General features: G+C 72.1%; 10 protein-coding genes and 1 tRNA gene. 7 read left to right on the plus strand and 4 right to left on the minus strand.

From position 1 onward, the window contains the following. Positions 1–202: 202 nt before the first annotated feature. From topA to FHX45_RS18275, 5 genes are all read left to right on the plus strand, one after another. Positions 203–2,977 carry a type I DNA topoisomerase gene (gene topA, locus FHX45_RS18255; RefSeq protein ID WP_167103256.1) on the plus strand — a complete coding sequence of 925 codons (2,775 nt, stop codon included), beginning with the start codon at positions 203–205 and terminating at the stop codon, positions 2,975–2,977. A gap of 54 nt (positions 2,978–3,031) precedes the next feature. After that, complete coding sequence (locus FHX45_RS18260; RefSeq protein ID WP_167103259.1) at positions 3,032–3,826, plus strand: hypothetical protein; 795 nt, start codon at positions 3,032–3,034, stop codon at positions 3,824–3,826. Between the two features lie 110 nt (positions 3,827–3,936). Further along, on the plus strand, positions 3,937–4,458 hold the full coding sequence (locus FHX45_RS18265; RefSeq protein ID WP_208405989.1) for a hypothetical protein: 522 nt from the start codon (positions 3,937–3,939) through the stop codon (positions 4,456–4,458). 167 nt (positions 4,459–4,625) lie between these two features. Further along, the gene (locus tag FHX45_RS18270) at positions 4,626–6,704 is read left to right on the plus strand and encodes a bifunctional MFS transporter/dTMP kinase (RefSeq protein WP_167109157.1); all 2,079 of its coding nucleotides are present in this window, start codon (positions 4,626–4,628) and stop codon (positions 6,702–6,704) included. After that, the gene (locus FHX45_RS18275) at positions 6,701–7,909 is read left to right on the plus strand and encodes a DNA polymerase III subunit delta' (protein ID WP_167103265.1); all 1,209 of its coding nucleotides are present in this window, start codon (positions 6,701–6,703) and stop codon (positions 7,907–7,909) included. The genes FHX45_RS18270 and FHX45_RS18275 overlap by 4 nt, the downstream gene beginning before the upstream one ends. 64 nt (positions 7,910–7,973) lie before the next feature. Here the strand turns inward: FHX45_RS18275 and FHX45_RS18280 are convergent, their stop codons facing one another. Then, positions 7,974–9,605, minus strand: coding sequence for a hypothetical protein (locus tag FHX45_RS18280; RefSeq protein ID WP_167103268.1), 1,632 nt, complete (start codon positions 9,603–9,605; stop codon positions 7,974–7,976). Positions 9,606–9,730: 125 nt separating this feature from the next. Here FHX45_RS18280 and FHX45_RS18285 point away from each other — a divergent pair. Beyond that, positions 9,731–9,804, plus strand: a tRNA-Thr gene (locus FHX45_RS18285). Between the two features lie 72 nt (positions 9,805–9,876). Continuing rightward, complete coding sequence (locus tag FHX45_RS18290; protein ID WP_167103270.1) at positions 9,877–10,464, plus strand: histidine phosphatase family protein; 588 nt, start codon at positions 9,877–9,879, stop codon at positions 10,462–10,464. Positions 10,465–10,477: 13 nt separating this feature from the next. Here FHX45_RS18290 and FHX45_RS18295 read toward each other — a convergent pair whose 3' ends face one another. The 3 genes from FHX45_RS18295 to FHX45_RS18305 are packed head-to-tail and all read right to left on the minus strand — an operon-like array spanning position 10,478 to position 13,763. Then, positions 10,478–12,004 (minus strand): pyruvate, phosphate dikinase, encoded by a 1,527-nt coding sequence (locus FHX45_RS18295; protein WP_167103273.1) that lies wholly within the window; start codon positions 12,002–12,004, stop codon positions 10,478–10,480. Continuing rightward, the gene (locus FHX45_RS18300) at positions 12,001–12,627 is read right to left on the minus strand and encodes a transcriptional regulator (RefSeq protein ID WP_167103276.1); all 627 of its coding nucleotides are present in this window, start codon (positions 12,625–12,627) and stop codon (positions 12,001–12,003) included. The genes FHX45_RS18295 and FHX45_RS18300 overlap by 4 nt, the downstream gene beginning before the upstream one ends. Continuing rightward, positions 12,624–13,763, minus strand: a complete 1,140-nt coding sequence (locus tag FHX45_RS18305) for a TetR/AcrR family transcriptional regulator (protein WP_341771517.1) — start codon at positions 13,761–13,763, stop codon at positions 12,624–12,626. Before FHX45_RS18305 ends, FHX45_RS18300 begins: the two co-directional genes overlap by 4 nt. Positions 13,764–13,795: the final 32 nt, after the last annotated feature.

Consider the following 13,795-nt stretch of genomic DNA (forward strand, 5'->3'; position numbering starts at 1 on the left):
CCCCGGTCGGCGTGTGTCCGGTATCACGTGCTAGGTGTGGAAAGGGGACGATGCCGCACGCTGTTGCCCATCCCGGACGGGACGCGCGACGGCGTGTTACGTCACCTCGGGGGACATCACCGGCAGGCAACGTGCACACTTGCTGGTTGAACCGGCGCCGCTGCGTGGACAGCGGTGGGATCGAAGCAGGAGAGCGGACAGCGTGGCTGGATCGACGAAGACGAAGAAGAACGACGCCGGGGCGAACGGCGCCGGTCGTCGACGGCTCGTGATCGTCGAGTCGCCCGCCAAGGCCCGCAAGATCGCCTCGTACCTCGGCCCGGGGTACGTGGTGGAGTCCTCGGTCGGGCACATCCGCGACCTGCCGTCCAGGGCCGAGGACGTCCCGGCCAAGTACAAGGGCGAGTCCTGGGCGAAACTCGGCGTGAACGTCGACCACGACTTCGAGCCGCTCTACGTCGTCTCGCCGGACAAGAAGGCCAAGGTCACCGAGCTCAAGGGCCTGCTCAAGGACGTCGACGAGCTCTTCCTCGCCACCGACCCCGACCGTGAGGGCGAGGCCATCGCCTGGCACCTGCTGGAGACCCTCAAGCCGAAGGTCCCGGTGCGCCGGATGGTCTTCCACGAGGTGACCGAGCAGGCCGTGCGCGCCGCCGCCGAGGACACCCGTGAGCTGGACGGGGACCTCGTCGACGCGCAGGAGACCCGCCGCATCCTCGACCGGCTCTACGGTTACGAGGTCTCGCCGGTGCTGTGGAAGAAGGTCATGCCGAGGCTGTCGGCGGGCCGGGTGCAGTCGGTGGCGACCCGTCTGGTGGTCGAGCGCGAGCGCGAGCGCATCAAGTTCACCTCGGCCTCCTACTGGGACATCTCGGCCACGATGTCGAGCGCGGACGCTGGTGCCGAGGAGCCGCGCCAGTTCCCGGCGCGGCTGGTGTCGGTCGACGGCGCTCGCCTGGCGACCGGCAAGGACTTCGACGCCTCGGGGCAGCTGAAGGCGAACGCCCAGGACGTCCGGGTGCTCGACGAGGCCGGCGCCCGGGCGCTGGCCCAGGGCCTGCACCAGCGGGACTTCAAGGTCACCAGTGTCGAGGAGAAGCCGTACACGCGGCGCCCGTACGCACCGTTCATGACCTCGACGCTGCAGCAGGAGGCCGGCCGCAAGCTGCGCTTCAACGCCGAGACCACGATGCAGATCGCGCAGCGGCTGTACCAGAACGGCTACATCACCTACATGCGTACCGACTCCACCACGCTGTCGGAGTCGGCGCTCGCGGCGGCGCGCAGCCAGGCGACCGAGCTGTACGGCAAGGACCACGTCTCGCCGACCCCGCGGCAGTACACGCGCAAGGTCAAGAACGCGCAGGAGGCCCACGAGGCGATCCGCCCGGCCGGTGAGGTGTTCCGGACGCCGGGCCAGGTCGCGGGCGAGCTGCAGGCCGACGAGTTCCGGCTGTACGAGCTGATCTGGCAGCGCACGATCGCCTCGCAGATGGCCGACGCCAAGGGCACCACGATCTCGGTGCGGATCACCGGCACGTCGAGCACCGGGGAGGAGTGCACCTTCGCCTCGTCCGGGCGGACGATCACCTTCGCCGGTTTCCTCAAGGCCTACGTCGAGGCGGTGGACGCCGACTCCGGTGCCGAGGCCGACGACAAGCAGAGCCGCCTGCCGCGGCTGGTCGAGGACCAGCCGCTGACGGCGGGCGAGCTGTCCCCGGACGGCCACGCGACCACGCCGCCGGCGCGTTACAACGAGCCCAGCCTGGTCAGCAAGCTGGAGGAGCTGGGCATCGGCCGCCCGTCGACGTACGCGTCGATCATCAAGACCATCCAGGACCGCGGCTACGTGTGGAAGAAGGGGTCCGCGCTGGTCCCGTCGTGGGTGGCCTTCGCCGTGGTCGGGCTGCTGGAGCGGCACTTCGAGCGGCTGGTGGACTACGACTTCACGGCGGCGATGGAGGACGAGCTCGACCGCATCGCGGCCGGGAACGAGCAGCGCACCCGCTGGCTGTCGCGGTTCTACTTCGGCGGCGAGCAGGGCGTGGACGGCTCGGTCGGGCGCCTTGGCGGGTTGAAGAAGCTCGTCAGCGGCGGGGTGGAGGACATCGACCCGCGCGAGATCAACTCCATCCCGATGTTCGAGGACCACGACGGCCGCACGGTGTACGTGCGGGTTGGCCGGTACGGCCCGTACATCGAGCGCGAGGTGGACGGGAAGCCGCAGCGCGCGAACCTGCCCGAGGACCTGCCGCCGGACGAGCTGACCGCGGAGATCGCGGAGAAGCTGTTCGCGACGCCGCAGGAGGGCCGGTCGCTGGGCGTGGACCCGGTCACCGGGCACGAGATCGTCGCCAAGGCGGGCCGCTTCGGGCCGTACGTGACCGAGGTGCTGCCCGAGCCCGAGGAGGCCGAGGACGGCAAGAAGACCAGTAAGGCGAAGAAGCCGAAGCCGCGCACGGGCTCGCTGTTCCCGTCGATGAACATCCAGACGGTGACCCTGGACGACGCGCTCAAGCTGTTGTCGCTGCCGCGTGTGGTGGGCAAGGACCCGGAGTCGGGTGAGGAGATCACCGCCCAGAACGGCCGCTACGGGCCGTACCTGAAGAAGGGGACCGACTCGCGGTCGTTGTCGAGCGAGGACCAGATCTTCTCGATCACGCTCGACGAGGCGCTGAAGATCTACGCCGAGCCGAAGCAGCGTGGTCGCCGCGGCCCGGCCAAGCCGCCGCTGAAGGAGCTGGGCGAGGACCCGGTGTCGAAGAAGCCGATGGTGGTCAAGGACGGCCGGTTCGGGCCGTACGTGACCGACGGGGAGTACAACGCGACCCTGCGCAAGGGGGACAGCATCGAGGGGCTGACCCCGGAGCGCGCGTCCGAGCTGCTCGCCGAGAAGCGGGCGAAGGGCCCGGCGCCGAAGAAGAAGGCGCCGGCGCGGAAGGCCCCGGCGAAGAAGGCGACCGCCGCGAAGAAATAGAGCTCGAACAGCAGTTCGACCGAAATTGTCGGTGCCCGGGTGCACACTGCCCGCGTGACGACGATCGACGAACTGCTGACCGAGGCCGCCCGGCCGGTGCTCGACGCGGTGCCGGAGCGGGCCAGCACCTGGGACCTGTACGCCCCGTTCGCGACGGACGAGGACGTGGAACGGATCCGGTACCCGCTGAGCCGCTCCAGCGATCCGGCCGACCTGGTGGCCGAAGCCGAGGAGCACAACGCGTGGATGGCGCAGCTGCGGGACTCGCCGTTCGTCGAGGGCGGCGACCTGACCGACGACGCCATGCGGGCGTTCGCGCTGATGCTGCGCGGCCCGATCCGGATGGTGCTGACCGGCGTGCACAGCGGGCTGGCCGGGCCGCTGGACGTGCGGGTGTACGCCGACACGGCGGCCGGTGTGCTGTGGAGCTGGCGGCCGGACGCCACCCAGGTCGGCGGATGGGGCTTCCGCGAGCTGCGGTCGCTGTTCGACCGGGTGGTCGGGTTCGTACCGGAGCGGCGCCGGGGCCGGTTCGGTTCGCTGATGCTGCACGCCGGCCCGTCCGGTGAGCTGACCGGGCGGGACGCCGAGCAGGCGGTGCTGGTGCGGGAGTTCCTGCGCCGGCCGCGCACCGGCACCACGGTGGTCGACCTGATGGCGTTCGACCGCCGCTGCGCCCAGTTCCCCCGCCTCGGGTACGTGGTGGTGGACAACGACCTGGGCCGCCACGTGCTGGCGACGGTCACCGAGCCGGGCGAGGGCGGGCAGCTGTTCCTGGTGCCCTCCGACCGTGACCGGCTGGCGCAGTGGATGACCGAGGCGGTCGAGGCGGCGATGACCTGTGCCTGATCATCCGATCGCGGACAGTGATCACCAGGTGGCCCGGATGGGCGCGTGCTCGCCGGGAATTGCCCACTACCCTGGGACGAGGTGTTTCCAGACGCACGGGAGTGGTCAGCATGAGTCCGGCGAAGGACGACGCTCGTTTCGACGGCGACGGCACGCAGTCCGGACTGCAGCCGCTGACGTTCGGCGACGCGGTGTCGGGATCGGTGGACGACGGCGAGCGGTACGAGCCGCTCAAGGTGGCCAAGCCGGTCGAGCCGGACCCGGAGAAGGTGCGTCAGATGATCGAGGCCATGGCCGACAAGCCGGCCGCACCGGCCGCCCCGGCCGCACCGCCCGAGGTGCCGGTGGACGACACGCCGCCCGCGGCCCCGGCTCCGGCGGTGCCGCCCGCGCCGCCGCTGGGCATCCTGCCCCGGCAGCGCACCTGGCGCGGCAGGCCGAAGCTGGGCTCGTGGTCACGGCCGTCGTTCCGGCTGCCGCGGCCGGGTCAGGGCGGCACGGTCCGCCGCGCGAAGCCGTCCAGCGGGTCGGCCGCGTTCCTGGTCGCGGTGCTGTTGATGGTCGTGTTCGGCGTGCTCGCGATCCAGTTCCTGACCAGTCTGATCGACACTATCGGCGGAATCTTCCGCTGACGCCCATCCGGGCGATCCCGGCGAATCGGGCGGGTGCGGCCCACCAGGACGGGCACTCTCAGCTCGGCACAGCTACCCTGGCTCCACGGTTGGGGGACACCGGCTTGTTGCGCCAGGGGTTCCTCAGCGCCACGGGAGTGAGTGGGGTGGGTTCGATCAGCGAGGTCATGCAGGGGCAACCCGGCGCGGGGAAAGACGCGCCGGCCGGGCGTGACACCTCGACGATCCACCGGGCCCGGCGGGTGCTGGCGATCCGCCCGTTCCGGCGGCTCTGGGGGATCACCTACCTTTGCAGTGTCGCCGACTGGCTGACCCTCCTCGGTCTGTCGACCTACGCGGCTCAGATGACGGGCAGCTACACCGCGAAGAACTTCGCGTTCACCGGTGTGGTGCTGTCCGCGCTGCTGCCCGGCCTGATCTTCGCCCCGATGGGCGGGCTGCTCGCCGACCGCTTCGACCGTCGCAAGGTCATGTTCGTCGCGGACCTGTTGCGCTGCGGCTTCCTGCTGTCGGTGACGTTCGTCGGCACCTGGTGGTGGCTGTACATCGCCAACTTCCTGACCAGCGCGAGCGCGATGATGTGGATCCCGTCGAAGGAAGCGGCGGTCCCGAACCTGCTCAAGCGGCCCGACCAGGTGGAGACGGCCAACCAGCTCGGCATGGTGATGACCTACGGGCTCGCCACGGTCACCGCGGGCGGCGTCTACGCGGTGATAACCCGCATCGTGGCGGCGGTCGGGCTGCCCGATGGGTTCCTGGGGGAGCTGGGCGTCGCCAAGGTCATCATCGTGCTGATCGCGCTGCTGTACCTGGCGAGTGGCGTCCTTTTGCTGACCCGCGTCCCGGAGCTGTCGATCCGCAAGCCGCGAATGGCGGGGCTCGCGCACGAGCAGGCGGAGAAGGCCGCGAAGCCGGTCACCGAGGACGCGCCGGGGCTGGGCGCCCTGGTCAAGGACGCCGGCAAGTACATCAAGAGCACCCCGTTGGTCCGCGGCCTGCTGATCGGCGCCGCGGGTGCGTTCGCCGCGGGTGGCGCGGTGGTCGGGTCCGCCCAGACGTACGCGTCGAGCCTGAACGCCGGTGAATCCACGTGGGGCCTGCTGGTCGTGGCCGTGTTCATCGGCCTCGCCACCGGGATGGGCGGGGCGCCGAAGCTGGCGCGGCGGCTGCCGCACGACCGGTTGTTCGGCATCTCGATCGTGCTGGCCGGGCTGGCGCTGATCCTGGTGGCGCTGTCCCCACACGTGACCGTGTCGCTCGTCGCGGTGGCGATCGTCGGCGCGTGCGCCGGCGCCGCGTTCCTGACCGGTGTCACGATCATCGGTTCGCAGGTCGAGGACGCGATCCGGGGCCGGATCAACGCGATCTACCAGTCGATGCTGAAGGTCATCGTGTTCGGGTCGGTGTCGCTGGTGCCGCTGCTGATCGCTCTGACGGACTCGCACCGGGTCAGGGTCTGGGGCAACGAGATCACCATCGACGGCACCCGCCCGGTGATGCTCGGCGGCGGCGCGCTCGCCGCGATCGTCGGCATCATCGCCTACCGGCAGATGGACTCGCGGCGGTCCGAGCCGATCATGGCCGACCTGCGCAACGCCATCCGCCGCCGTCCGCGCCGGGTCAACGGCCTGCTCATCGCGCTGGAAGGCACCACGGTCGCGGACACCGCGGCGCAGGCGACCAAGCTCACCGAGTGGCTGTGCTCGGTCAGCCCGCGCCCGGTGGTGCTGGCCGCCGACCCGGCGCTGGACGACGAACGGCTGACCACGATCATCGGCAGCGCCTCGCTGTCCGGGGCGCGTGCTCAGGCGCTCGCGGCGGCGGCGGTCCGGGCCGACATCGTGGAACGCAACGTACAGCCGGCCCTGGACGGCGGCGCGATCGTGGTGATGGAGCGCTTCGTCGACTCGCCGCTGGCGCACCTGTCCGCGGTCGCCGGGCTGGACGCGAAAGAGCTGGAGGGCCTGGCCGACTGGGCGACCGGCCGCCTGCGGCCGGACGTGACCGTACTGCTCGACGCCGATCCCGGCGCCGCCCACGCGCCCGGCCCGATCTCGGTCGAGACCCAGTGGCGCGTGCAGACGCTGCTCAGTGAGATGGCCGCGGCCGACCCGGACCACTACGTCGTGGTGGACGCCGATGCGCCGGAGGACGCGGTCGCCGACCGCGTGCGCACGGCCGTCACCTCGGTGCTCGTGCAGCGCAAGCTCGGGCTCGCGCCGCTCGCCGAGTCGGAGGCCGAGTGACCGCTGTCGTTACCCCGGCCGGGGTGTGGACTCAACTGGTCGGTCAGGACCACGCGGTCGAGGTGCTGTCCGCGGCCGCGCACGCGGCGGCCCGGATCGTCGCCGGCGAACCCGCGCCGCCGGGTGCGATGACGCACGCCTGGCTGCTCACCGGGCCGCCCGGGTCCGGCCGGTCGGTCGCGGCGCGGGCGTTCGCGGCGGCGTTGCAGTGCATCACCGGCACCGGCTGCGGCCAGTGCCCCGGTTGCCGCACCGCGATGCACGGCACCCACGCCGACGTGCGGCTGGTCATCCCGGAGGGCCTGTCGATCTCGGTCGCCGAGATGCGGTCGCTGGTGCAGGCCGCGGCGCGCAGGCCGACGACGGGCCAGTGGCAGGTCGTGATCATCGAGGACGCCGACCGGCTCACCGAAGGCGCGTCGAACGCGCTGCTCAAGGCCGTCGAGGAGCCGCCGGAGCGGACGGTGTTCCTGCTGTGCGCGCCGTCGGACCACCCGGAGGACGTCTCGGTCACCATCCGCTCGCGCTGCCGTCTGGTGACGCTGCGGACGCCGGCGGCCGAGGCGATCGCGCGGGTGCTGGCCGACCGGGACGGCGTGGACCCCGAGCTGGCGGAATGGGCGGCGTCGGTGTGCGGCGGTCACGTCGGCCGCGCGCGGCGGCTCGCGACGGACGACAGCGCCCGCAAGCGCCGGGAGGCGGTGTTGCGGATCCCGTTGGGCCTCACCCGTCCCGGCGACGTGTTCCGGTGCGCGGACGACCTGATCGCGGTGGCCGAGGCGGACGCGACCGAGGAGAGCAAGGTCCGCGACGAGGCGGAGAAGGCCGAGTTGCGCAACGCGATGGGTGGCGATGCGACGGGCAGGGGTGTCGCCGGGGCCAAGCGGGCGGCCGAGGCCGCGGTCAAGCAGCTGGAGAAGCGCCAGAAGTCGCGGGCGACGCGCACCCAGCGGGACACGCTCGACCTCGCCCTGGTGGACCTGGCGGGCTTCTACCGGGACGTCCTGGTCACCATCAGTGGCGCCGACGCCCGGTACAACCACCCGGATCACGCCCAGGACATCGCCCAGGCCGCCCGGCAGTGGACGGCCGAGTCGACCCTCAAGCGCCTGGAAGCAGTGCTGGCCTGCCGGGAAGCGATCCTGTGGAACGTCAAGCCGAGGATCGCCGTGGAAGCGATGCTGACGGCGCTGCGGCACGGCTGACCGCGCTCCGAACGGGAACCGGCCCCCTCCCGCGGCGCGGAGGGGGCCGGACCCAGGAGGAACCTCAGTCCCGCGGCCGTGGCGTCGGCGAAGGCTTCACCACCGCGGCCGTCATCCGGCGCCGTGCCGGGAATGCTGCCACCAGCACGACCCCGAGCAGCAGCAGCGCGGTCCCGGTCCAGAACATCGGCACCGCCGAGTAGGCGCCGGCGGTGTACGCCAGCTTCTGCGGCACGCCGGGCGCGGCGCCACCCGCCGGTGTGGCGGGCGTGGTCGAACCGCACACGACCCCGCCCTCGGGCGCGTACGCCCGGCCGATCTGCTCGCCCAGCGACAGCTGCGCCAGCGACGACGGCAGCGCGTCGTTCCCTGCCGGGAGCAGGTTCTTCAGCCCGGTGGTCGGCAGGATCTGCAGGTCCAGCATCCGGGCGGAGGCGCCCAGCTGGAAGCCCTTGAACGGCTCGGTCAGGTTCTGGCCCTTCTGGGTCAGCTCCGCGATGCTCAGCCGCAGCACGCCCAGGTCGAGCACCTTGCCGGCGGTGTCCGGAACCTGCTGCAGGCCCTTCTGCGCGGTCGCGACCAGGCCGCCGACAACCGGCAGGTCCTGCAGCGGGCCGAACTGCTGCGACAGGCCGGACAGGGGCAGCCCGATCGGGATGTCCTTGGTGGGGTTGGTGGCGTCCAGCGTGTAGAGCACCTTGCCCTGCCGCTCGATGCTGATCACCGGAGCCGTGTACTCGACCTTGGAGGTCTTCTCGTCGCCGGTGGAGGTGATCTTCAGCATCGGCTGGCTGACCACCTTCAGCGTCAGCTCGAGCGGGGTGTCCTTGAGGATCTCGATGTCGGCGGCCTGCAGCGTGGACACCGACTGGACCGCCTTGTTCGGGGAACCGGGGATGTCGACGAGTTGCACCACCGACCGCGAGGACAGCGTGTTGGGCAGGCTGAGCACGGAGTTCGTGCCGTCGGACTTGGTCTGGGTGCCGCCGCTGAGCAGACCGCCGAGCGTCTGCAGGCCCTTGGTGGGGTCGAACCCGTCGGCCAGCTGCACGTTGCTCAAGTTGAGCCCGTCGATCGGCAGGTTCGGCAGCGACGGGATGACGTTCAGCAGGGACAGGCTCGCCACCGACGTGCTCGCGTCGGCGATCGTGCCGACGCACGGGCCGAGGGTGGGGCTGTAGCGCGCGTGCACCTTGCCGTTCAGCAGCCCGACGTTGAGCAGCGGGTTCTGCGGCGCGTTCAGTCCGCCGGTCAGCGGCTGCTCGTTGTCCGGCAGCGCCGTCTGCACGAGGCTGCCCGGCGCCTGGGGGGCGTTCCCGCCCACCGCGAGCCCGAACGGGGACGACTGGGCGATCGACTTCTCGTAGCTGAGCAGGGCCTCGGAGTTCGCCTGCGCGCTGGACAGGCCCATCCCGGCCTCGAGCGCGGACTGCTTGGGCAGCTGGTCCCCGAAGCCCGGCAGGATCGTGCTGGTGGGGACCGAGTTCGGCAGCAGGCGCAGCACCCCGAGCGCGGCGGCCGCGTCACCGACGGCGTGGCCGAGCGGCTGGGGGCCCTCCTGGCCGATGAACGGCGGCTGCCCCGGGTGGGCCGGCTGCGGGGTCGGGGTGGTGGGGATCGTGCTCTCCGCCATGGCCGGCGTGGCCGACAGGACGAGCACGGCCGCGGCGACCGGCAGCGCCAGCGCGCGAGGCATGCGTCGACGCATGTGGATGGTCCTCCCAGTACGACCAGGCCGGTCTGGGGTGACCGGCGTCGCAGAGCCTAACGACACGGGGGGTGCCGAGTGACGCAAGAGGGGTCGCTACACTTGTCCGTGTTGCCGCCTTAGCTCAGTCGGCCAGAGCGGCTCACTCGTAATGAGCAGGTCAGGGGTTCGATTCCCCTAGGCGGCTCCGGCAACAGCAGGGCCTCCCCGGATCTTCCGGGGAGGCCCTTGTGCCGGCTGGGGGAGGAGTGGTGCGGCGGTGGCGACTCGGCACCTGTACGTGGTGCGGCACGGCGCGGCTGATCCGTTCGGTGAACTGACCGAGGTGGGGCGGCGGCAGTCGGAACTGCTCGGCGAGCGGCTGGCTGCCCTTCCGGTCGATGCCGTGTGGCATTCGCCCCTTGCCCGGGCCGTGAATTCGGCGCGGATCATCGGTGCGCAGCTGCCGGGTGTTCCGGTGCGGGAAGCGGCCGAGCTGGTCGACCACGTGCCGTACGTGCCGGCCGAGCCGCCCCCGGCCTGGGCGGGGTTCTTCGACGGCTACGACCCGGCGGAAGCCGCCTCCGGCGCCCGGCTGGCGGAAGCGCTGATCGCCAGGTTCGCGCGCCCCGCCGAAACCGAGACCCACGAGGTCCTGGTCACCCACGCCTACCAGGTGGCCTGGCTGGTGCGGCACGCGCTGGACGCGCCCCTGGTCAGGTGGCTCGGGCTGAGCTGCGGCAACACCGCGCTGACGGCGATCGAGTACCGCGACGGCGTGACGCCGGCCGTGCTGCTGTTCAACGACATGGGTCACCTGCCGCCGGAGCTGCGCTGGACGGGCTTCGGGCCCGGCCCGCGGCCCTGACGCAGCGTCTCGCTCAAGCGGTCCGGAGTACCGCCTGAGCGGCGCGGAGGCGTTCGGTTTCGTCGCGCGGGGAGTGGTCTCCCGCCACGTCGTCTGCCCACTCGAGCAGGCGGTGCAGGTGGGCGTCGGCTGCGGTTGTCACGACCGGCGGCCGGCCGAGGGCCACTTCGCCGCTGGTCCCGTCGATGGTGATGAGGGTGCCTTCGCCGACGGTGCGTCCACCGGCCCGCACCGAGCCCGCCGCCACGTCGACGGTCAGGCCGCCGACGCCCACGACCGCCGGTTTCCGCAGGGCGCGCGCGACGACCGCCGCGTGGCTGGCCGGGCCCCCGTAGGCGGTCACGATCCCGGCGGCGGCGGCCAGACCACGCATGTCGTGCGGTGAGGTCTCCGGGCGCACCAGGACGACCGGCCCATGCGCGGCCATGCGCACCGCTGACTCCGGCGTGGTCGCCACCCGGCCCGCCGCGACCCCCGGGCACGCACCCAGCCCGCGCGCCAGGATGTCGGCGCCCGCGATCGTGATCCGCGGCGTGCGGACGTGCTGGAGATGGTGCGGCGAGATCCGGAGCAGCGCCTCGCGGCGCTCGATCACGTGCTCGTCGGCGAGCTCGGTCGCCACGCGCACCGCGGCGGCGCCGGTGAACCCGCCGGACCGGACCTGCAACATCCACAGCTCGCCGGCCTCGAAGGTGAACTCGACGTAGCAGGCGTCCCGGTAGTGCCTTTCGACCCGATTCAGGGCGTCGAGCAGGCCGGCCCACACCGCGGGTTCCCGGTCGGCGAGCTCGTGCAACGGCCGGGTCAGCGCAGAGCCGGAGACGACGTCGGCACCGATGTGTCCGAAGAGGACTTCACCGAACGGGACGTTCTCGCCGGTGTTGGGGTCGCGGCTGAACGCGACTCCGGTGCCGCTGCGCTCGTCGCGGTTGCCGAACACCATGGCCTGGACGATCACGGCGGTGCCGAGGTGGTTCGGGATGCCGTGCAGCTCGCGGTAGGTTCGCGCGCGCGGGGTGTTCCACGACGAGAAGACGGTCTCCACCGCCAGCGCCAACTGCCGGTGCGCATCGTCCGGGATCGGCCGGTCGCCGGTCATCGCGGCGGTGAAGCCGGACAGGAACCGCTGCCGCGAATCCCGGGCGAACGTGGGGTCGCCCGTCTCGGCTGCCAGCGCGGCCGTGGCCCGGGCGGTGAGGCCGAGGTTGAGGATCGTGTCCATCATGCCGGGCATCGACACGCTAGCCCCGGAGCGGACGGACACCGCCAACGGCCGTCGTGATCCCCCGAACCAGCGCCCGGTGACGGATTCGAGGCCCGCCACGGCTGCCGCGAGTTCGTCGTCGAGTTCGCCGGGAAGCCGCCCGTCACGCAGGAACGCGCGGCACGCCTCGGTGGTGACGACGAACCCGGCGGGCACCGGCAGGCCGAGACGGCGCAGAACCACGAGGCCGTGTGCCTTGTTGCCCAGGAGATCGGCGCTGCCCAGGAGATCCGCGTCGTCCCCGGCTCGCGCGGAGAGCGGGCGGATCCACCTCACCGCGGGATCCCGAGCGTGGCGAGGAGATCTTCGTGCAGTTCCGACCACACCGTGTGGTACGACGCGGTGTGGTCGGCCACGTACTCCAGTGCTCCGGCTGCGGCCTGAGTGAGGGCCTTGGTGAGGCGGACCCGGTAGCGGCCGAACCGGGGCAGCGCCGTGGCCAGCTCGTCGCAAACCACGGTGGCGCGCCGGTGGAATTCGGCGAACCGGTCGAGGACCCGCGTGTCGTAGGTCCGGTCGCGGTGGTCGTTACCGGTCAGGACACCGTCCACGGGGCGCAGTTGCCACGCCGTGCAGAGGTCGAGCAGTTCCGGGTTGAGCGGGAGGAACCTCTGGTAGGCCGCGGTCACGGCGGCGCGTCCAGCGGCCTCGTCCAGCTCGGTGCTGATCCAGTCCGCGTCCGCCGCCCGGCCGTCGTCGGTCAGCATCCACCCGCCGAACTCGCCGGGGAAGTGCGTGACGAGACCGGCGACCGCCAGATCGATCAGTTCGGACTCGACGTCGGATTCGCCCAGCCCGGTGGCCGCCGCCAAGCGGGTGAGGCCGGCGCTGCCGCCGCACCGCAGGGCGTGCAGCACCAGCAGGCGGGCCTCGGTCGCGGGGAGCTCGGGCCGGATCATGCGCCGGCCCGCCGCGGCCGCGTGCTGCGCGGAACGCCGGCAGCGGAGGCCGCGTAGGCGGCGCCCCGGCCGCCGGCTCTGGCGACGATCACGCCGTCCTGGACGCGCACCGCGGCCTCCGTCTCGTCGTCGACCCCGGGCATGCCGACCGCCGCCGCAACCCGGGCCGCGTCGTCGGCGTCGGCGACGACCAGGCGCACCGAGCGCCACGCCTCCGAGGGGAACACCCGCCGCAGGCAGCCGGTGAGATCCCCGATCCGGAGGCGGACCAGGCGACCGGTCTCGGCCGGGTCACCGGTGACCGCGACCACGGTGACCTGTTCACCGGGCCGGGCGCAACGGATCGCTTCCTCGGCGGCGGTGAGCCGGCCGGCGCCCAGCACGGTGATCAGGCCGTCGGCGCCCCACCCGACCTCGTCGCCGCTGATCCGGTCCACCAGCCCGGCGGGCGGATGCCACGCGTCCGCGCACGGCTGCGCGGGCGCGACGTGGGGCAGGTGCGGTGGCGCCCAGGTGTCCGCGAGGTCGCTTCCGGCCAGGTGGCGGCACGCGCGGACCACGTCGAAGGGATCGCCGAAGCCCGGCGCGGTCTCGGCCAGGTGGCTCCAGCCGTCCAGCATGGTCAGCACCAGCTCGGCCAGCCGGACACGCCGGACCGGCGCCGCACCACGTTCGCCGGATTCGAGCGCCACCGCGAGCAGTACCGCTTCCAGCCCGGCCACCTGTGCCCGCACCGTGCGCGCGTGGTCGTCGTCGAGGACACCGGCCAGCGAACGTAGTTGCAGGCGCCCGCCCGCGGCTGTGTCACCGGTCAGCGGCAGCCGCTCGAGCCAGGCGCGGGCGAACGCGGCCAGTGCCTCCCCCGGCGACGCCGGCGGCACCTGCGGTCCGGTTCCGGCCGACCTCTCGACCAGCTCGATCAGCACTGCCAGGTACAGGGCCCGTTTGCTCGGGAAATTCGAGTACACGGCGCCGCGGGTCAGCTCGGCCCGCTCGGCGATCCGGTCGACTTTCGCCAGGGCGTAACCGTGCTCGCCGAACTCCTCCTCGGCGGCCGCCAGCACCGACGCACGGGTGCGTTCCTGCTGTTGCGCACGGGTCAGCCGGACCATCCGCAGCTCCTCCCCTGAAGGCATCACCGGATACTCTACACATTCCGATGTTCACA

This window comes from Amycolatopsis granulosa, from assembly GCF_011758745.1.
Classification (GTDB): Bacteria; Actinomycetota; Actinomycetes; order Mycobacteriales; family Pseudonocardiaceae; genus Amycolatopsis_E; species Amycolatopsis_E granulosa.